This window comes from Erwinia sp. STN24, assembly GCF_041320675.1.
GTDB classification, from domain to species: domain Bacteria; phylum Pseudomonadota; class Gammaproteobacteria; order Enterobacterales; family Enterobacteriaceae; genus Erwinia; species Erwinia aeris.
In genome coordinates this window covers 171,913-188,415 of the sequence record NZ_JBGGPM010000001.1, presented here as the reverse complement: position 1 = coordinate 188,415, position 16,503 = coordinate 171,913, and the positions used below count along the sequence as shown (strand labels likewise).

12 protein-coding genes are annotated in these 16,503 nt (G+C 56.6%); 6 read left to right on the top strand and 6 right to left on the bottom strand.

Features of this window, described 5'->3' with window-relative positions:
* Nucleotides 1-26: 26 nt before the first annotated feature.
* Entirely contained in the window at nucleotides 27-767 is a 741-nt protein-coding gene (gene pflA, locus ACA373_RS00905) for a pyruvate formate lyase 1-activating protein (RefSeq protein ID WP_253454716.1), read from the top strand.
* Between the two features lie 37 nt (nucleotides 768-804).
* Here the strand turns inward: pflA and ACA373_RS00900 are convergent, their stop codons facing one another.
* The 6 genes from ACA373_RS00900 to lrp form a co-directional block, all read right to left on the bottom strand.
* The gene (locus ACA373_RS00900) at nucleotides 805-1,956 is read right to left on the bottom strand and encodes an MFS transporter (RefSeq protein ID WP_253454718.1); all 1,152 of its coding nucleotides are present in this window, start codon (nucleotides 1,954-1,956) and stop codon (nucleotides 805-807) included.
* A 316-nt stretch (nucleotides 1,957-2,272) separates the two neighbouring features.
* The gene (gene serS / locus ACA373_RS00895) at nucleotides 2,273-3,565 is read right to left on the bottom strand and encodes a serine--tRNA ligase (RefSeq protein WP_125288732.1); all 1,293 of its coding nucleotides are present in this window, start codon (nucleotides 3,563-3,565) and stop codon (nucleotides 2,273-2,275) included.
* Between the two features lie 86 nt (nucleotides 3,566-3,651).
* The gene (locus ACA373_RS00890) at nucleotides 3,652-4,995 is read right to left on the bottom strand and encodes a replication-associated recombination protein A (protein WP_301729777.1); all 1,344 of its coding nucleotides are present in this window, start codon (nucleotides 4,993-4,995) and stop codon (nucleotides 3,652-3,654) included.
* Between the two features lie 7 nt (nucleotides 4,996-5,002).
* Nucleotides 5,003-5,614 carry an outer membrane lipoprotein chaperone LolA gene (gene lolA, locus ACA373_RS00885; protein WP_125288734.1) on the bottom strand — a complete coding sequence of 204 codons (612 nt, stop codon included), beginning with the start codon at nucleotides 5,612-5,614 and terminating at the stop codon, nucleotides 5,003-5,005.
* A 172-nt stretch (nucleotides 5,615-5,786) separates the two neighbouring features.
* On the bottom strand, nucleotides 5,787-9,563 hold the full coding sequence (locus ACA373_RS00880) for a DNA translocase FtsK 4TM domain-containing protein (protein WP_370733870.1): 3,777 nt from the start codon (nucleotides 9,561-9,563) through the stop codon (nucleotides 5,787-5,789).
* A 119-nt stretch (nucleotides 9,564-9,682) separates the two neighbouring features.
* Nucleotides 9,683-10,177 (bottom strand): leucine-responsive transcriptional regulator Lrp, encoded by a 495-nt coding sequence (lrp, locus tag ACA373_RS00875; RefSeq protein ID WP_006118610.1) that lies wholly within the window; start codon nucleotides 10,175-10,177, stop codon nucleotides 9,683-9,685.
* A gap of 521 nt (nucleotides 10,178-10,698) precedes the next feature.
* Here lrp and trxB point away from each other — a divergent pair.
* From trxB to infA, 5 genes are all read left to right on the top strand, one after another.
* Nucleotides 10,699-11,664 (top strand): thioredoxin-disulfide reductase, encoded by a 966-nt coding sequence (gene trxB, locus ACA373_RS00870; RefSeq protein WP_125288736.1) that lies wholly within the window; start codon nucleotides 10,699-10,701, stop codon nucleotides 11,662-11,664.
* Between the two features lie 148 nt (nucleotides 11,665-11,812).
* Complete coding sequence (cydD, locus tag ACA373_RS00865; RefSeq protein WP_370733869.1) at nucleotides 11,813-13,570, top strand: cysteine/glutathione ABC transporter permease/ATP-binding protein CydD; 1,758 nt, start codon at nucleotides 11,813-11,815, stop codon at nucleotides 13,568-13,570.
* On the top strand, nucleotides 13,567-15,276 hold the full coding sequence (cydC, locus tag ACA373_RS00860; protein ID WP_370733867.1) for a cysteine/glutathione ABC transporter ATP-binding protein/permease CydC: 1,710 nt from the start codon (nucleotides 13,567-13,569) through the stop codon (nucleotides 15,274-15,276). Before cydD ends, cydC begins: the two co-directional genes overlap by 4 nt.
* A gap of 33 nt (nucleotides 15,277-15,309) precedes the next feature.
* Nucleotides 15,310-16,002 carry a leucyl/phenylalanyl-tRNA--protein transferase gene (aat, locus tag ACA373_RS00855; protein ID WP_253454730.1) on the top strand — a complete coding sequence of 231 codons (693 nt, stop codon included), beginning with the start codon at nucleotides 15,310-15,312 and terminating at the stop codon, nucleotides 16,000-16,002.
* A gap of 257 nt (nucleotides 16,003-16,259) precedes the next feature.
* Nucleotides 16,260-16,478 carry a translation initiation factor IF-1 gene (infA, locus tag ACA373_RS00850; protein ID WP_125288739.1) on the top strand — a complete coding sequence of 73 codons (219 nt, stop codon included), beginning with the start codon at nucleotides 16,260-16,262 and terminating at the stop codon, nucleotides 16,476-16,478.
* The last annotated feature ends 25 nt before the right edge of the window (nucleotides 16,479-16,503 follow it).

The window sequence follows — 16,503 nt, the reverse complement described above, 5'->3', positions numbered from 1 at the left end:
GGCATGACTATGGAGAATTCACCGCAATGTCAGTTAAAGGTCGTATCCACTCGTTCGAATCCTGCGGGACCGTTGACGGCCCCGGCATCCGCTTTATCACCTTTTTTCAGGGCTGCCTGATGCGCTGCCTCTACTGCCATAACCGGGATACCTGGGATACGCACGGCGGTAAAGAGGTTACGGTGGAAGAGCTGATGAAAGAAGTTGTCACCTATCGTCATTTTATGAACGCATCAGGCGGCGGCGTTACCGCTTCGGGCGGTGAAGCTATCCTGCAGGCTGAGTTTGTCCGCGACTGGTTTCGCGCCTGTCATGCAGAAGGCATTCATACCTGTCTGGATACCAACGGCTTTGTTCGCCGCTACGATCCGGTTATTGATGAACTGCTGGAAGTAACCGATCTGGTGATGCTGGATCTCAAGCAAATCAATGATGATGTTCACCAAATCCTCGTCGGCGTCTCTAACCATCGCACGCTGGATTTTGCCCGATATCTGGCCAAAAAGAATATCCGTACCTGGATACGCTATGTGGTTGTCCCCGGTTATTCCGATGATGATGACTCCGCACACAGGCTGGGCGAATTTACCCGCGACATGGGCAACGTCGAGAAAATAGAGCTGTTACCCTATCACGAGCTGGGTAAACACAAGTGGCTGGCAATGGGTGAGGAGTATAAGCTGGACGGCGTCCATCCTCCCAAAAAAGAGACGATGGAGCGGGTCAAACATATCCTCGAAGGATACGGGCATAAAGTGATGTATTAACGAGCGGAGACCCGCTCGTTATTTTACTTTTCGCCCATCAGGCATGTGCGATCGGCGTGGCATGACGATCGGCCTTGCGCAGCAGCATCATCAGATAAACCAACGCCACGCCCGCAATCATTACAAACAGTACACGGTCAGAATAGCTCTGCATCAACATTGAGGTCAGCGCCGGTCCTGCAAGGCTACCGGTGGTATAGCTCAGCAGCAGCGCCTGATTCATCGCCACCAGCTCATGATGCGCCACTTTTTCGCAGGCCCAGGACATCGCGACAGGGTAAAGCGTAAAGCCTGAACAACCCAGCACAAAGAGCGCGGGTGCCATAGCCGCATTGCTGAGCATCGCTACCGCGCCCAGGATGACGCCAAACACCAGCACGCGCAGCACCAGCAGCCGCCCATAGCGATCGGCCAGGCGCCCTACCGGCCACTGTCCGATAATGCCGGCGCTGACCAACAGCGCCATCCAGTAGCCGACGGCGGAGTCGTTCATTCCCTGATGGGAAAGATACAGCGGCATCAGGCCGTACAGCGATCCCAGCAGGATCCCGGAAATAATGCAGCCGTTGATCCCCAGGCGTGCGCTGCGTCGACGCAGCATAGACCACATGCGCCCGGCAGGAGCTTCTTCTCCCTCGCCGCTGGCGGTAATCCGGGTAAAGACCAGCGGCAGAATAGCCGCTACGATAAAACCGGTTACCCAGGGCAGAGTATGCAGCAGTTCCGTTGACACCTTGCTGACCAGCAGCTGACCAATCACCGTCGCCACATAATAGACAATCATATAGGCCGCCAGCAGCTGACCACGATTACGCAAGGTGCCGCTGCACAATAAGGCGCTTTCAACCACTACCCATATCAGAGCGCAGCCGATACCCGCGACGAAACGCCAGACGGACCATGCCCAGAAACCGTGTTCGAAGCCCAGCGCGGCCGTAGCCAGGGCAAACAGCGCGGTAGCAATGTAGTAAGCGCGATTAAAGCCCAGTCGCTTGATTAGCCAGCCAGCTATCAGGGTGCCGATCAGGTTTCCCGTAAAATAAGCGGAGCTGACCGTGCCGACCTGCCAGGTAGGCAGAGCCTCATGAGTAAGCCAGAGCGGCACCAATGTGTTGAGCACGGCGATGGCGATAGTCAGCAGCAGCAGGCCGCAAAGCAGCACAATAACGGGACGGGACCAGGTAGACATAGTCAGAAATGACCAAAATAAAGGAAGATTTTGCGCGCATAATGCCACTGGCCGAATTATTGTCAACGGGGCGTTTTGGGGCACCGCACAATTTGCCGTGCGGTGATTTAAATTTTTTATCCGCAGCTCTGTAAGCACTGATTAAAAGGCAACCCATACCTGTTTAACCCTTTGATAATGAATAGCTAATAACGAAAACGGGTTTATTTATCGATGATATTTATTGCTGGATAGCCTGCATGGTTAAGGGCTGCTAAAACCGCAGGCAAAAAAAACCTGTGGGTATGAACCACAGGTTTTTTAGCTGTCCCGAAGATTAGCCGATAAACTCAAGGCCTTTCATATAAGGACGCAGCGCTTCCGGCACCTGAATTCGGCCGTCTGCCTGCTGATAGTTTTCCAGAACGGCAACCAGGGTGCGGCCTACCGCCAGGCCAGAGCCATTGAGCGTGTGCACCAGACGCGGTTTTTTCTCCGTTTTGCTACGGCAGCGCGCCTGCATACGACGAGCCTGGAAATCGCCCATATTGGAACAGGAAGAGATTTCACGGTAGGTATCCTGCGCGGGCAGCCAAACTTCCAGATCGTAAGTTTTGCATGAACCGAAGCCCATATCGCCGGTGCACAGCAGCACCTTGCGGTAAGGCAGCTCCAACAGCTGCAGCACCTTCTCCGCATGGCCTACCAGCTCTTCAAGCGCCTGCATGGAGTCTTCCGGCCGCGTGATCTGCACCATTTCAACCTTGTCGAACTGGTGCATGCGGATCAGCCCGCGCGTATCACGACCGTAGGCGCCAGCTTCAGAGCGGAAGCAAGGCGTATGCGCGGTCAGTTTCAACGGCAGCGACTCTTCTTCCAGAATTTCATCACGGACCAGGTTGGTCAGCGGCACTTCTGCGGTAGGGATCAGCGCATAATCGCTGGCCGAGGCTTCCTCATCCAGCGGACGAGTATGGAAAAGATCTTCGCCGAACTTCGGCAGCTGGCCCGTTCCGTAAAGCGTGGCGTGGTTAACCAGATAAGGGACGTAAGTTTCCAGATAGCCATGCTGTTCGGTATGCAGATCGAGCATGAACTGGCTGAGCGCACGATGCATCAGCGCAATTTGCCCTTTCATTACCACAAAGCGCGAACCGGTCAGTTTGGCAGCGGCGGCAAAATCCAGACCGGCGGCCATTTCGCCCAGCTCGACGTGGTCACGCACGGCAAAATCATATTTGCGCGGCTCGCCCCAGCGGCTGACTTCCTGATTCTCGCTGTCGTCTTTGCCCAGCGGCACTTCGTCAACGGGAATATTGGGGATCGCTAAAGCGACATCACGAATTTCGTTCTGTAACGCATCCAGTTCCGCTTTGGCCGCATCCAGGCGTTCGCCCAGCGCGTTCACTTCCTGACGTAACGGCTCGATATCTTCCCCACGCGCTTTGGCCTGCCCGATAGATTTGGATCGGGAGTTACGTTCAGCCTGCAGCGTTTCGGTTTCGACCTGCAGAACTTTGCGGCGCTCTTCCTGCGAGCGCAGCGTTTCAACGTCCAGCTTATAGCCCCGGCGTGCCAGTTTTTCAGCGACTGCGTCTGGCTCATTACGCAGCAGATTGGGATCGAGCATGCTTGTCCTGTGATCAGTAAAAAAAGTGGGCGCATTCGCCAGGCGAATGCATTGAATTCCTTGCTAACCTTACCGCAACGCCCGGATCAACGATAGCGTTTTGTCGGGCTATTTTGATCCTGTTCAGCAAGCCAGGCCAGCTTTTCGCCAATCTTTCCTTCCAGCCCGCGCGAGGTCGGCTGATAATAGCGCGTCTGCGCCATTTCCCCCGGGAAATAGTTCTCCCCCGCAGCGTAGGCGCCGGGTTCGTCATGCGCATAGCGGTATTCGGCGCCCAACCCCATCTCTTTCATCAGCTTTGTAGGCGCGTTACGCAGATGGTCAGGCACATCGTAATCTGGCCGATCGCGCGCGTCGCGCATCGCTGCCTTAAAGGCGGTATAAACGGCATTGCTTTTCGGCGCGCAGGCAAGATAAACAATCGCCTGAGCAATAGCCCTTTCGCCTTCGGCCGGCCCTACACGCGTAAAGCAGTCCCAGGCGGAAATAGCCACCTGCATGCCACGCGGATCGGCGTTGCCCACGTCTTCGGAGGCGATAGCCAGCAGGCGACGGGCCACATAAAGCGGATCGCCGCCTGCCGTAATAATACGGGCATACCAGTAAAGCGCAGCATCGGGCGCAGAGCCGCGCACCGATTTGTGCAGGGCGGAGATCAGATCGTAAAAGCGATCGCCTTTATTATCGAACCTGGCGCTACGTTCACCGGAAACTTCGTTAAGCAGCTGCGGCGTTAGCAGACGCTCGCCTTTGTCGCTGACCTCGGCCATATCGGCCATCATTTCCAGGGTATTTAATGAGCGGCGAGCGTCGCCGTTGACCAGCTCCGCAATCATTCTGCGCGTAGCATCAGGCAGCACGATGTTTTGCTTGCCGTAGCCCCGCTCGCTGTCTTGCATCGCCTGATCCAGCACGCTTTCTATATCTTCAACGGTCAGAGACTTCAACAGGTAGACGCGCGCCCTGGAAAGCAGAGCGGAATTGAGCTCGAAAGAAGGGTTTTCCGTCGTAGCGCCAATAAAGGTAATAGTGCCGTCTTCAATATGCGGGAGAAAGGCGTCCTGCTGGCTTTTATTAAAGCGATGCACTTCATCGACAAACAGGATAGTGCGACGTCCGGCATTGCGGTTCTGCCGCGCACGTTCAATGGCCTCACGGATCTCTTTTACGCCTGAAGTGACGGCAGAAATGCGTTCGACATCCGCCTGACCGTAGCGACCAATGATTTCTGCCAGCGTGGTTTTGCCGGTACCTGGCGGCCCCCAAAGGATCATTGAGTGCAGGTGCCCTGCCTCAATGGCCCGCGGCAGCGGCTTCCCCGCCGCCAGCAGATGCTGCTGACCGATATATTCCGCCAGCGTGCGTGGCCGCATACGCGCGGCCAGAGGCTGAAACTCGTTATGAGAGAAATCCAGAGAGAGTGTGCTCACGCTGACCTCACTGACGTTGATCGTCCACCGTCACGCCCTTGGGCGGCGTAAAACGGAATTTGTCGGGGCTGACCGCGGTGTTCTGCTGGCTTTTCAGCGTATAGCTGCTGCGCTGCCCGTCCTGTTCAACGGCGCTGAACTGATTGATGGTGCCGCTGGCGGAGACGTTAATCGTAAACTGCTTCAGGTTGCCATCGGCTGATTTTGGCGTCAGCTCGAAGTTATCGCCAAGCTGTTTGATGTTGTACTGCTTCCAGTCGCTGCGCTGGTTGCGGGCAATCAGCATAAACGGCGTATTGCTGGTGGCGTCTTTCAGCCATGTCGCGCTGACCTGCTCGACAAAGGGATTATAGAACCACAGCGTTTTGCCATCCGAGATCAGGATGCTTTCGTCCGGCGCGGTCATATGCCAGTTGAAAAGATCGGGACGTTTAACCCACAGCTCGCCTTCGCCATCCTGCACGGACTGGCCGCTGCCGTCGGTGACTTTTTGCTGGAAGCTGGCGTGAAAACTGGTGACTTTATCCAGACGCTGCTGCAGGTCGGAAGAAGCGTCCGCCATAGCGCTGGCAGAGGCAAAAGTAGCAAGCAGACAGCATGTGATAGTGAGTTTTTTCATTTACGACATCCTTATTGAAACTTTTGTATCCCGATTAGCGGGCAGGCTTAACTGTAGCCAGGCAGCAAAGAAAGCAACAGGGGAATAAGCTGATTGCGATAGATCGGAGATGGGGACAAAGCGCTGAAATTCAACGGGTCGGTATAACCGACCCGCTGCTTTTGACAAAATATTACATCTCGTGCGGCGGTGGCGAAAGCACCTCGCGGTTGCCGTTATGGCCAGGCGGCGACACGATACTTTGCGCCTCCATCTGTTCAATGATACGGGCTGCACGGTTGTAACCGATACGGAACTGCCGCTGCACGCCGGAAATAGACGCACGACGCTTTTCTACCACGAAGGCGACCGCCTGGTCGAACAGCGGGTCGAGCTCTTCATCGCCATCCAGCCCCAGCGACGCGCTTTCGCTCTCTTCGCCAGCGGTAATGCTTTCGATATATTGCGGACGACCACGCGCCTTCCAGTCTTGTACCACGGCGTGAACTTCTTCATCCCGCACAAAGGCGCCATGTACGCGCACCGGCATTGAAGAGTTCGGCGGCATATAAAGCATATCGCCCATGCCCAACAGCGATTCCGCGCCACCCTGATCAAGAATGGTGCGCGAGTCGATCTTGCTGGAAACCGTGAACGCGATGCGGGTTGGGATGTTAGCCTTAATCAGGCCGGTGATCACATCCACCGACGGACGCTGCGTCGCCAGCACCAGGTGAATACCGGCGGCACGCGCTTTCTGCGCCAGACGCGCAATCAGCTCCTCCACCTTTTTACCCACGGCCATCATCAGATCGGCGAACTCATCCACCAGCACTACGATGTAAGGTAGTTTTTCGAGCATCGGCGGCGATGTTTCCATACTGTCGCCCGGCTTCCAGAACGGATCGGGAATAGGCCGCCCCATCTCTTCCGCCAGCTTAACTTTTTCGTTATAACCCGCCAGGTTACGCACGCCCAGCGCCGACATCAGCTTATAGCGACGCTCCATTTCGCCGACGCTCCAGCGCAGCGCGTTGGCGGCATCTTTCATATCCGTGACCACTTCGGTCAACAGATGCGGGATGCCTTCATAGACCGACAGCTCAAGCATTTTCGGGTCGATCATAATAAAGCGCACTTCTTCCGGCGTGGCTTTATAAAGCATGCTAATAATCATGGCGTTAACGCCAACGGACTTACCGGAACCAGTTGTACCGGCGACCAGCAGGTGCGGCATTTTCGCCAGATCGGCCACCACCGGCTGGCCTGCGATATCTTTTCCTAACACCACCGATAGCGGCGACGGATTGTCGCGGAACTTATCGCATTCAAGCACTTCACGCATATAAACGGTCTGGCGATGCTTGTTTGGCAGCTCCAGTCCAACGTAAGGCTTGCCGGGGATCACCTCCACCACACGAACCGCTACGGCAGAAAGCGAGCGGGCCAGGTCGCGCGACAGATTGGAAATACGCGCGGCCTTCACGCCAGGCGCAAGATCCAGTTCAAAGCGGGTAATAACCGGCCCTGGAGAGATACCAACCACCTCGGCTTTAACCCGATAGTCGGCCAGGCGGGCTTCCACCAGGCGGGCAGTCTGCTCAAGAGCAAACATATCGACGGGTTCGGCTTCCGCTGGCGGTGCCGTCAGTAGATCCAGGGTAGGCAGCGGCGTGGTTGGTTTCTCAAGCGGCTGCTCATGACGCACCAGGAATGGATGGAACAGGCTATCCTGTGGCTTGACTTCCGGCTGGATTTGTTCAGCCTGGCGTACCGGCTCCTGAGCCGCTGGCTGCCATGCTGGTGCGGCCGGTTGTGCAGGCTCCTGAGCCGCTGGCTGCCACGCTGGCGCAGCCGGTTGTGCAGACTCCTGAGCGGCTGGCTGCCATGCTGGCGCAGCCGGTTGTGCAGGCTCCTGAGCCGCTGGCTGCCACGCTGGCGCCGCCGGTTGTGCAGACTCCTGAGCGGCTGGCTGCCATGCTGGCGTGGCCGGTTGCGCAGGCTCCTGAGCGGCTGGCTGCCACGCTGGCGCGGCCGGTTGTACGGGCTCCTGAGCGGCTGACTGCCATGCTGGCGCGGCCGGTTGTACGGGCTCCTGAGCGGCTGACTGCCATGCTGGCGCGGCAGGTTGTACGGGCTCCTGAGCGGCTGGCTGCCATGCTGGCGCGGCAGGTTGTACGGGCTCCTGAGCGGCTGACTGCCACGTTGGTGCAGCCTGTTTTACAGGTTCCTGAGGCTGGCTGTGCTGCTGCCACTGCGCAGCGGGCCTGCTCTGTTGATTTTCAGGCGGCAGCGTAAACAGCGGTTCGCCTGCGCCATCATCAACCAAATCTTCTTTAGGCGAGAAATCAAATGCGCCACCGGTATCCAACGTGGAGGCAGGTGCGCTTTGCTGCGGCTGTCCATAACGCTGGCTTTGCTGTCCGGCAAACTGACGGGCAAGCTCGGCCTGATGACGCGCTTCCTCTTCATCTTCCTCAGCGCTTTCTGCTACAGGCGCGCTGTTTGCTGCGCTATCAGGCGCAGCGTAACGCGCCTGCTGCTGAGCGGCAAAAGCGTCGCGCAGATGGCTTTCATCCTGGCCCGGCTCTTCCGCCCCTGTTGGCGCAGAAGCCTGAAGACGCTGCTCCTCTTCTTTCGCTTTTTCTTCCGCTATACGCTGCGAAGGCAGCTTAATACCATAGGAAGCCAGCTCGCGACGCGTCGGCAGCTTAACCGGATTCGGCCGCGGCAAAGCGGGGCCAATACCCTGCTTGACCTGCGGATTAGCCGGAGCCGCCTCGCTGGTGGCGCTGAAGCCTGGCATAAACGCTGTGGGGGCGGCGGCAGACTGCGCCGCGCTGGCCAGATCCTGTGCGACCTGCTGCGGCTGAGCCGGCTGCGTCGTAGAGAAATCGAAAGGTGAGGCATCCGCTTCCCGCCAGTTGCCCATGCGGGGAGCATCATCTTCATCAGCGACAGGAACCGATGGCGCAGGCGTTTCCGCCGGCATCTCGAAGCGATAAAGTTCAGGCTCTGCCGCTGCTGACGGCGTGGAAACCTGTGCAGCAGGCTCGGCCTGTTGCTGAGCGCTCCCGGGCGCTACAGTAACTGTGGAAGCCGGCGTTGCGGTAGCTGCGGACGCTACCGGCGCCACAGGTGCTACCGTGGGAACCGTCTGTGCAGCGGCAGCGGCCGCCGTCGGGGCTGCCGCAGGCTTGCTCAGCAGCGGATCGTTGTCGTCCTCTTCGGCCGTTGCCGGCACTGCCAGCAGGATATCGTCTTCATCATCGTAGCGGGCACGCTGCTTCGGAACCGGTTTTTCATCCGGCTCTTCTTCATCGTCATAATCGTCATATCTGTATTCGTCACTGCGCGAACGCCCGCTGGCGAAAGTCAGTACGCCCATGACAGCCGCGCCAATTTTTTCAGCGATGGTCAGCCAGGACCAGCCGGTATAAAGCGTCAGACCGGCCGCCCACACGCACAGCAGCGTCAGGGTGCCGCCTGCGGCGTTAAACCATGGCGCCATCGCATTGCTGAGCAGGCTGCCAATTACGCCGCCGGAAGCAAAATACCAGATATCGTCAGCGTTTAGCGCCGCCAGGCCGCAGGATGTGACCACGAGCGCCAGTACGCCGATCAGGCGCAGCGCCACCGCAAAGTAATCAATGTAATCCTGCGAATGCCGCTGGCGGAAGGTGATCCAGCATAGTCCGAGGATAACCGCAGGAATGGCGTAGGCCATCACGCCAAAAATGAAGAACAGCGTATCTGCCAGCCATGCGCCAATGCCGCCGCCCAAATTATGGATGGGTTCATGCCAGGCGGTTTGCGACCAGCTGGGATCGGAGGGGTTAAAGCTCAACAGCGCCACCATCAAATAGACGGCAAAAAGCGCCACAACAATCAGTAACGCTTCAAGCAGGCGACGACCGCTGCTCAGCGACTGTAGAGAAACATCTTTATCTTCTGTATATTCCTGGCTCAAGAGTACTCTCCAGGTGCCTGTAAACAATGGAGGCAACAGCGTCGGGCAGGCCCGACGCTGAAACTGTATGAATTCACAGGAGTGTACCGAAACCTATCAGGTTTTGCACCTGCCCTGTGTTACCGCGTCTTAATGACTAAGCGGTTACTTTGTTTCACTTCTTCCATGACCACATAGGTCCGCGTATCGTTTACGCCAGGCAGGCGCAGCAGGGTTTCACCCAGCAATTTACGGTAGGCGGACATATCCGGCACGCGCGTTTTCAACAGGTAGTCGAAATCGCCTGAAACGAGGTGACACTCTTGAGTTTCCTCAAGTTTTTGCACTGCGGCGTTAAATTGTTCAAACACGTCGGGCGCGCCACGATTCAGAGTAATCTCAACAAATACCAGCAGCGAGGCATCCAGATAGTGCGGATTCAGCTGGGCGGTATAGCCAAGGATAAACCCCTGTCTTTCAAGACGACGAACGCGCTCAAGGCATGGTGTAGGTGATAAACCTACGCGTTTGGAAAGCTCGACGTTAGAGATACGTCCATCCTTTTGCAGTTCGTTAAGGATATTACGATCGATTCTGTCGAGATCTTTTCCAGGCCGTTTTTTATTGTCTACCATTATTATTGTCTCTCTTAATGCCTTCCCTTTGCCTGCCACACCCTGAACGAAATCATTATCGCAGGGTTGTTCTAAGTGAAGTCTGGAGCCTGTTGCGGTGTTATCACGCCCATCCGTATGACGCATGTTGTCTGTCCACACCATGCGTCATGACCAATGACAGACTGAGTTTATTGAGCCGGATGTCCCAAAACAGGAAAAATCTGTCTTGTAAGCTCAAATGTCCTCTGCTTCCCCCACTGTTTTCGCAAAAGCACAGCCGATTGTCAAAGTAAAACAACCAAAATCAGTACAACATGCCAGATGTTGCGCTGCATGACTGTTTTATAATGAAAAAATTTACTCATTGCACCATTTTACAGCGCGTTTCGCCCTGCTTTGGCGCAGTGGTGCCGTTGCTCCCTAAGGGAAATCGGTTAAACCTTTTGCAACCATCGCTAACAAAATCGCAGAACGCTTTTGTTGCCGACCTAAATTCCCTACAATCGCAACATAGTTGGCAGCTAAATAATGAGGGTCTCATGAGCACGGCCAGACACAGTAAATTACTTATCTTAGGTTCCGGCCCCGCTGGATACACGGCGGCTGTTTACGCAGCGCGCGCTAATCTCAACCCCGTGCTGATCACCGGGCTTGAAAAAGGCGGCCAGCTGACCACCACCACGGATGTGGAAAACTGGCCCGGCGACCCGCACGATCTGACCGGTCCGGGTCTGATGGAACGTATGCATGAACATGCGGTAAAATTTAATACTGAAATTATCTTCGATCATATTCACAGCGTTGATTTACAGCATCGCCCTTTCCGTTTGATCGGCGACAGCGGTGAATACACGGCAGATGCGTTGATTATTGCTACCGGCGCCTCCGCTCGCTACCTTGGCCTGCCTTCTGAAGAAGCGTTTAAAGGCCGCGGCGTTTCAGCCTGCGCAACCTGTGACGGCTTTTTCTACCGTAATCAGAAGGTAGCCGTGATCGGCGGCGGCAATACGGCCGTAGAAGAAGCGCTGTATCTGGCGAATATTGCGTCGGAAGTGCATCTGATCCACCGTCGCGACAGCTTCCGCGCAGAGAAAATCCTTATCGATCGCCTGATGGAAAAAGTGCGTAACGGCAATATCGTGCTGCATACCAACCAGACGCTGGACGAGGTCATGGGCGATCAGATGGGCGTCAGCTCGCTGCGCCTGCGCTCCACGCTGGACGAGTCGCAGCAGGAACTGAGCGTTGCCGGTCTGTTTGTCGCTATCGGCCACAGCCCGAATACGGCGATTTTTAAAGATCAGCTGGATCTGGAAAACGGCTACATCAAAGTGCAGTCAGGCCTGCACGGTAATGCAACGCAAACCAGCATTCCGGGCGTGTTCGCCGCAGGTGACGTTATGGATCATACCTATCGTCAGGCGATTACCTCTGCCGGCACCGGCTGTATGGCCGCGCTGGATGCGGAACGCTATCTGGATGGTTTAGTTAAAGAATCTCAGTAATCGTTACTGCTTTGATGCGATCTCGGTAAAGGCGACCTGTTAAGGTCGCCTTTTTATTTTCTGCGCTGTACCATTGCTCGCGATTACCCTTACTAAGGGCATGGCATTGCAATTTTACCTGCCCCAACGCGCGGCATATTGGTACAGCATGGATAAATTCCGACAGCAACAGCTCCTTTCCTGGCTAAAAAAACAGCGTATCTGCGGCAATTTCTGGTTCAGACTATCGCTGCTAATCGGCATGGTCGGCGCGCTGCTTATTGTTTACCAGGCCTGGGTATTGGCTACCCTGCTGCAAGGGCTGATCGTTGATCATCTTTCTCGCGATGCGCTTCTTCCGCAATTTATTCTGCTGCTTTCCTGTTTTGTGCTGCGCGGCGTATTGCTGTGGCTGCGTGAGCTGGCCGGGTTCGCTTCGGGCCGGGCCATCCGGGAGAAACTGCGCCGCGATATTCTGGACAAGCTGACTAAGGCTGGCCCCGCCGTTATCCAGGGTCAGGCTGTCGGAAGCTGGACCACGCTTTTGCTGGAGCAAATTGATAACCTTCAGGATTACTACGCGCGTTATTTGCCGCAAACGCTGCTGGCCGCGCTCATCCCCTGCCTGATCCTTGCTGTTCTGTTTCCCGTAAACTGGGTGGCAGCGCTGATCCTGCTGCTGACGGCCCCGCTTATTCCGCTGTTTATGGCGCTGGCCGGCATGGGCGCGGCTGACGCTAACCGGCGTAATTTTCAGGCCCTTGCACGGCTCGGCGGCTATTTTCTCGACCGCCTTCAGGGCATGGAAACGCTGCGGTTGTTTAATCAGGCCGACGCGGAAACCGATCGTATTCGCACCGCTTCGGCCAGCTTTCGTCAACGAACCATGGAAGTACTGCGGCTGGCCTTTCTCTCCTCCGCCGTACTGGAGTTTTTTGCTGCCGTTTCTGTAGCAGTGGTGGCGGTCTATTTTGGTTTTTCCTACCTCGGCGAGCTGAACTTCGGCCATTACGGCACCGGCATCACGCTTTTTGCCGGCTTTCTGTCGCTTATCCTTGCGCCGGAATTTTTTCAACCGCTCAGAGAGCTGGGCACGTTTTATCATGCCAAAGCGCAGGCTACAGGCGCCGCTGACGCGCTGGAAAAATTCCTGACAGCGGAACGGCTTCAGGCATCATCCGGCACGCTGACGCCCAACGTTGAGCAAGGTATGACGCTTACCGCCGCTGATTTGCGGATTATGACGCACGAGGGGATAGAGCTTGTCGGGCCGCTCAATTTTACCCTTAGCGCAGGGAAAAGAGTGGCGCTGATTGGGCGAAGCGGCGCGGGCAAAACCTCTTTGCTGAACGTCCTGGCCGGGTATTTGCCCTATCAGGGATCGTTGAAAATAAACGATACGGAGCTGCGTGATATCCTGCCGTCCTGGTGGCAACAGCAGCTTGCCTGGGTGGGACAGAACCCACATTTACCTGCGCAGACCGTACGCGAAAATATTGTTGCGCATGGCGAGGGCGATCCGCTCAGGTTACAGCAGGTTTGCGAGCTGGCTGGCGTGGACGAGTTTCTGGCGCGCCTGCCTGAAGGCCTGGAAAGCGCGGTCGGCGAACAGGCGGCGGCCCTCTCCGTAGGGCAGGCGCAGCGCATCGCTGTGGCGAGAGCGCTTTACAAGCCTTGTCGACTGCTGCTGCTCGACGAGCCTGATGCCAGCCTTGACGGCCCGGCTGGCGAGCACGTAAACCGGGCGCTGCTGGCCGCCTCTTTCAATCAGACCACGTTGTTTATTACCCATCGGCTCGATCGCTTAGCGGAGTGGGATGAAGTCTGGCTGCTCCAGGCGGGAGAAATCGTCCAGCAGGGCAGTAAAGCGCAGCTGCTGCAACGGCCCGGCCCCTTTAAAGCGCTGGTTGAGGAGGCGCAGGCATGAAGCTAATCCGACCCTGGCTTGCGCTTTTGCGCCCGCATGCTCCGCGCCTGATGCTGGGCATTTTGCTGGCGGTCGTGACGCTGCTGGCGAGCATCGCATTGCTGACGCTTTCCGGCTGGTTTCTTGCGGCCTGCTCGCTGGCGGGCGCCGCCGGGCTTTACAGTTTTAACTATATGCTTCCTGCGGCTGGCGTAAGAGGCGCCGCAATTTTACGCACCGTCGCTCGCTATGCGGAAAGGCTGGTCAGCCATGACGGTACTTTTCGTATTCTGGAAGATTTACGCGTGTTCACTTTTAATAAATTGATCCCGCTTTCGCCCGGCGCGCTGGCTCGTTTCCAGCGGGGTGACCTTCTGAATCGGCTGGTAGCCGATGTGGATACGCTCGATCACCTTTATCTGCGCCTGCTCTCTCCCCTACTCGGCGCGCTTGTCGCGATTGTGACGGTAACGCTTCTGCTCGGCTCGCTGAACTGGCCGCTGGCGCTGATGTTGGGCGGTATCATGCTGGCGACGCTGCTGCTGCTGCCGCCAATCTTTTACCGCCTGGGACGGAAAGAAGGCGAAGCGCTGGCGCACCTGCGCGCCCTGTATCGTAGCCAGCTGACGGGATGGCTGCAAAGCCAGGCGGAGATGCGAATTTATGGCGGCGTGCAGCGCTTTCGCGCCCGGCTTGATAACACGGAAGCGCGTTGGCTGGGCGCTCAGCGCTTCCGCGCCCGTCTTACCGGCTTATCGCAGGGATTGCTGACGATTATTACCGGCGCGACGGCCGTTTTACTGCTCTGGTCAGCCTCAGCGCTGTTTCATGACGCCACGCTCGCTCTGTTCCTGTTTTGCGCGCTGGCGGCCTTCGAAGCCCTGGCTCCGGTTGGCGGCGCCTTTCTGCATCTGGGGGAAGTCTTCGCCTCTGCCCGTCGCGTTAATGAAGTGATTCTGCAAAATCCGGCCGTGAACTTTCCGGCTGAGCAGGGCAAAAGCCCTGCCGGTATCCGACTAAAGCTGCATGATGTCAGCTTCAGCTATAACGAAGGTTTTCCCGTGCTGCGCTCGATCTCCCTGGACATTGCACAAGGTGAACACGTTGCGCTGCTGGGCAGCAGCGGCTGCGGTAAATCCACGCTGCTTCAGCTGCTCACCCGCGCATGGGATCCGACAAACGGCGAAATCCGGTTAAACGATCGTCCGCTGGCCGCGTGGGATGAAGCCACATTACGCAGGGCTACCGGCGTTGTGACGCAGCGCGTGTATCTGTTTAACGCCACGTTACGCGATAATTTATTGCTGGCCGCGCCGCATCGCCATGACGACGAGCTGCTCGCCATGCTGCGAAAAGTCGGGCTGACAACGCTGATTAACGCTGAAGGCCTCGATGCCTGGCTGGGCGAAGGCGGCCGTCAGCTGTCGGGTGGCGAGCGGCGTCGGCTGGGGCTGGCCCGCGCGCTGTTGCACGACGGCCCTTTACTGCTGCTCGACGAGCCGACGGAAGGGCTGGACACCCACACCGAACGGCAGATCCTTACCCTGCTGCGGGAAGCCGCCCGCGGCAAAACGATGATCGTGGTCACGCATCGTCCGCAGGGGCTACGCCATTTCGACAAAATTTGCCTTATGGAAAGCGGCACCGTGGTCGAACAGGGAACCCACGTCGAATTAATCTCAAAACGCAGCCGTTACAGCGCTTTCCTGCAGCGGATTACGGTATAGTCATAGCCTTCTCGCATTACTGAGACAGTGACTATGCGCCTGATGCAGCTCTCAAGAGAATCACTTAATTTTCCACCGCCGGAGATGGCGCTGCGTGAACCGAACGGCCTGCTGGCGATGGGCGGCGATTTAAGTCTGCCCCGCCTGCTCAGCGCCTATCAGCGCGGGATTTTTCCCTGGTTTTCGCCAGGCGATCCTATCTTATGGTGGTCGCCGGATCCGCGCGCGGTGCTGTGGCCGGAAAAGTTTCACCTTAGCCGCAGCATGAAGCGTTTTCATCAGCGATCGCCCTATCGCGTGACGCTGAATCAAAGCTTTAGCGAAGTAGTGGAAGGCTGCGCCAGCGATCGTCAGGAAGGCACCTGGATCACGCCCGCCGTGAAGCACGCCTGGCAGCAGCTGTTTGATGCTGGCGAAGCGCAATCCATCGAGGTCTGGCACGACAAAGAACTGGTTGGTGGTATGTACGGCCTGGCGCTGGGGCAGATTTTTTGCGGCGAATCGATGTTCAGCCGCTGTGAAAATGCCTCAAAAACGGCACTGTTGGTTTTCAGCCGCTATTTTCTACAGCAGGGCGGCAGGCTGATCGATTGTCAGGTGCTGAATCCCCATACCGCTTCGCTTGGCGCCGAAGAGATGTCCCGCGCTGACTATCTTAAACAGCTTGATTTGCTGGCCAAACAGCCGCTTCCGCCCGAATGCTGGCGTCAGCAGACCCTTTTTTAAGACCGTACGGTGATGTTTTCCACGCAGACCAGGATAATAATGGTATAATATGAGAGCTTGGTATGCGTGTATAAGCCTTTTTGAAGACCGCACTTTCCCCCCGGTTTTGTACCAACTCTTGATTACGCGTTTCCGTGCGCTGCTTATGCCGCAGGGAGGCCGACGCTGGTGGAATCATCAGCTATTCTTTACATAACGTTCTTAAATCGGCATTATTTGCTGATTCGAGACAAAGGTTATAACACCCAGAGGATTTGATGGCCAAAGAAGATAATATTGAAATGCAGGGTAAGATAGTGGATTCATTACCTAACACTATGTACCGTGTTGAACTGGAAAATGGACACGTCATTACTGCGCATATCTCCGGTAAGATACGCAAAAACTATATCCGTATCTCAACGGGCGACCAGGTTACCGTAGAACTGACCCCATACGATCTGAACAAAGGTCGTATCACCTTCCGTATCCGCTAACCTGATTTACTGCAGATGCTGGCGC

Excerpts from the sequence above, each read along its gene's own strand:
- pflA (WP_253454716.1), top strand. The coding sequence starts at position 27 with ATGTCAGTTAAAGGTCGTATCCACTCGTTCGAATCCTGCGGGACCGTT.
- ACA373_RS00900 (WP_253454718.1), bottom strand. The coding sequence starts at position 1,956 with ATGTCTACCTGGTCCCGTCCCGTTATTGTGCTGCTTTGCGGCCTGCTG.
- serS (WP_125288732.1), bottom strand. The coding sequence starts at position 3,565 with ATGCTCGATCCCAATCTGCTGCGTAATGAGCCAGACGCAGTCGCTGAA.
- lolA (WP_125288734.1), bottom strand. The coding sequence starts at position 5,614 with ATGAAAAAACTCACTATCACATGCTGTCTGCTTGCTACTTTTGCCTCT.
- lrp (WP_006118610.1), bottom strand. The coding sequence starts at position 10,177 with ATGGTAGACAATAAAAAACGGCCTGGAAAAGATCTCGACAGAATCGAT.
- trxB (WP_125288736.1), top strand. The coding sequence starts at position 10,699 with ATGAGCACGGCCAGACACAGTAAATTACTTATCTTAGGTTCCGGCCCC.
- cydD (WP_370733869.1), top strand. The coding sequence starts at position 11,813 with ATGGATAAATTCCGACAGCAACAGCTCCTTTCCTGGCTAAAAAAACAG.
- cydC (WP_370733867.1), top strand. The coding sequence starts at position 13,567 with ATGAAGCTAATCCGACCCTGGCTTGCGCTTTTGCGCCCGCATGCTCCG.
- aat (WP_253454730.1), top strand. The coding sequence starts at position 15,310 with ATGCGCCTGATGCAGCTCTCAAGAGAATCACTTAATTTTCCACCGCCG.
- infA (WP_125288739.1), top strand. The coding sequence starts at position 16,260 with ATGGCCAAAGAAGATAATATTGAAATGCAGGGTAAGATAGTGGATTCA.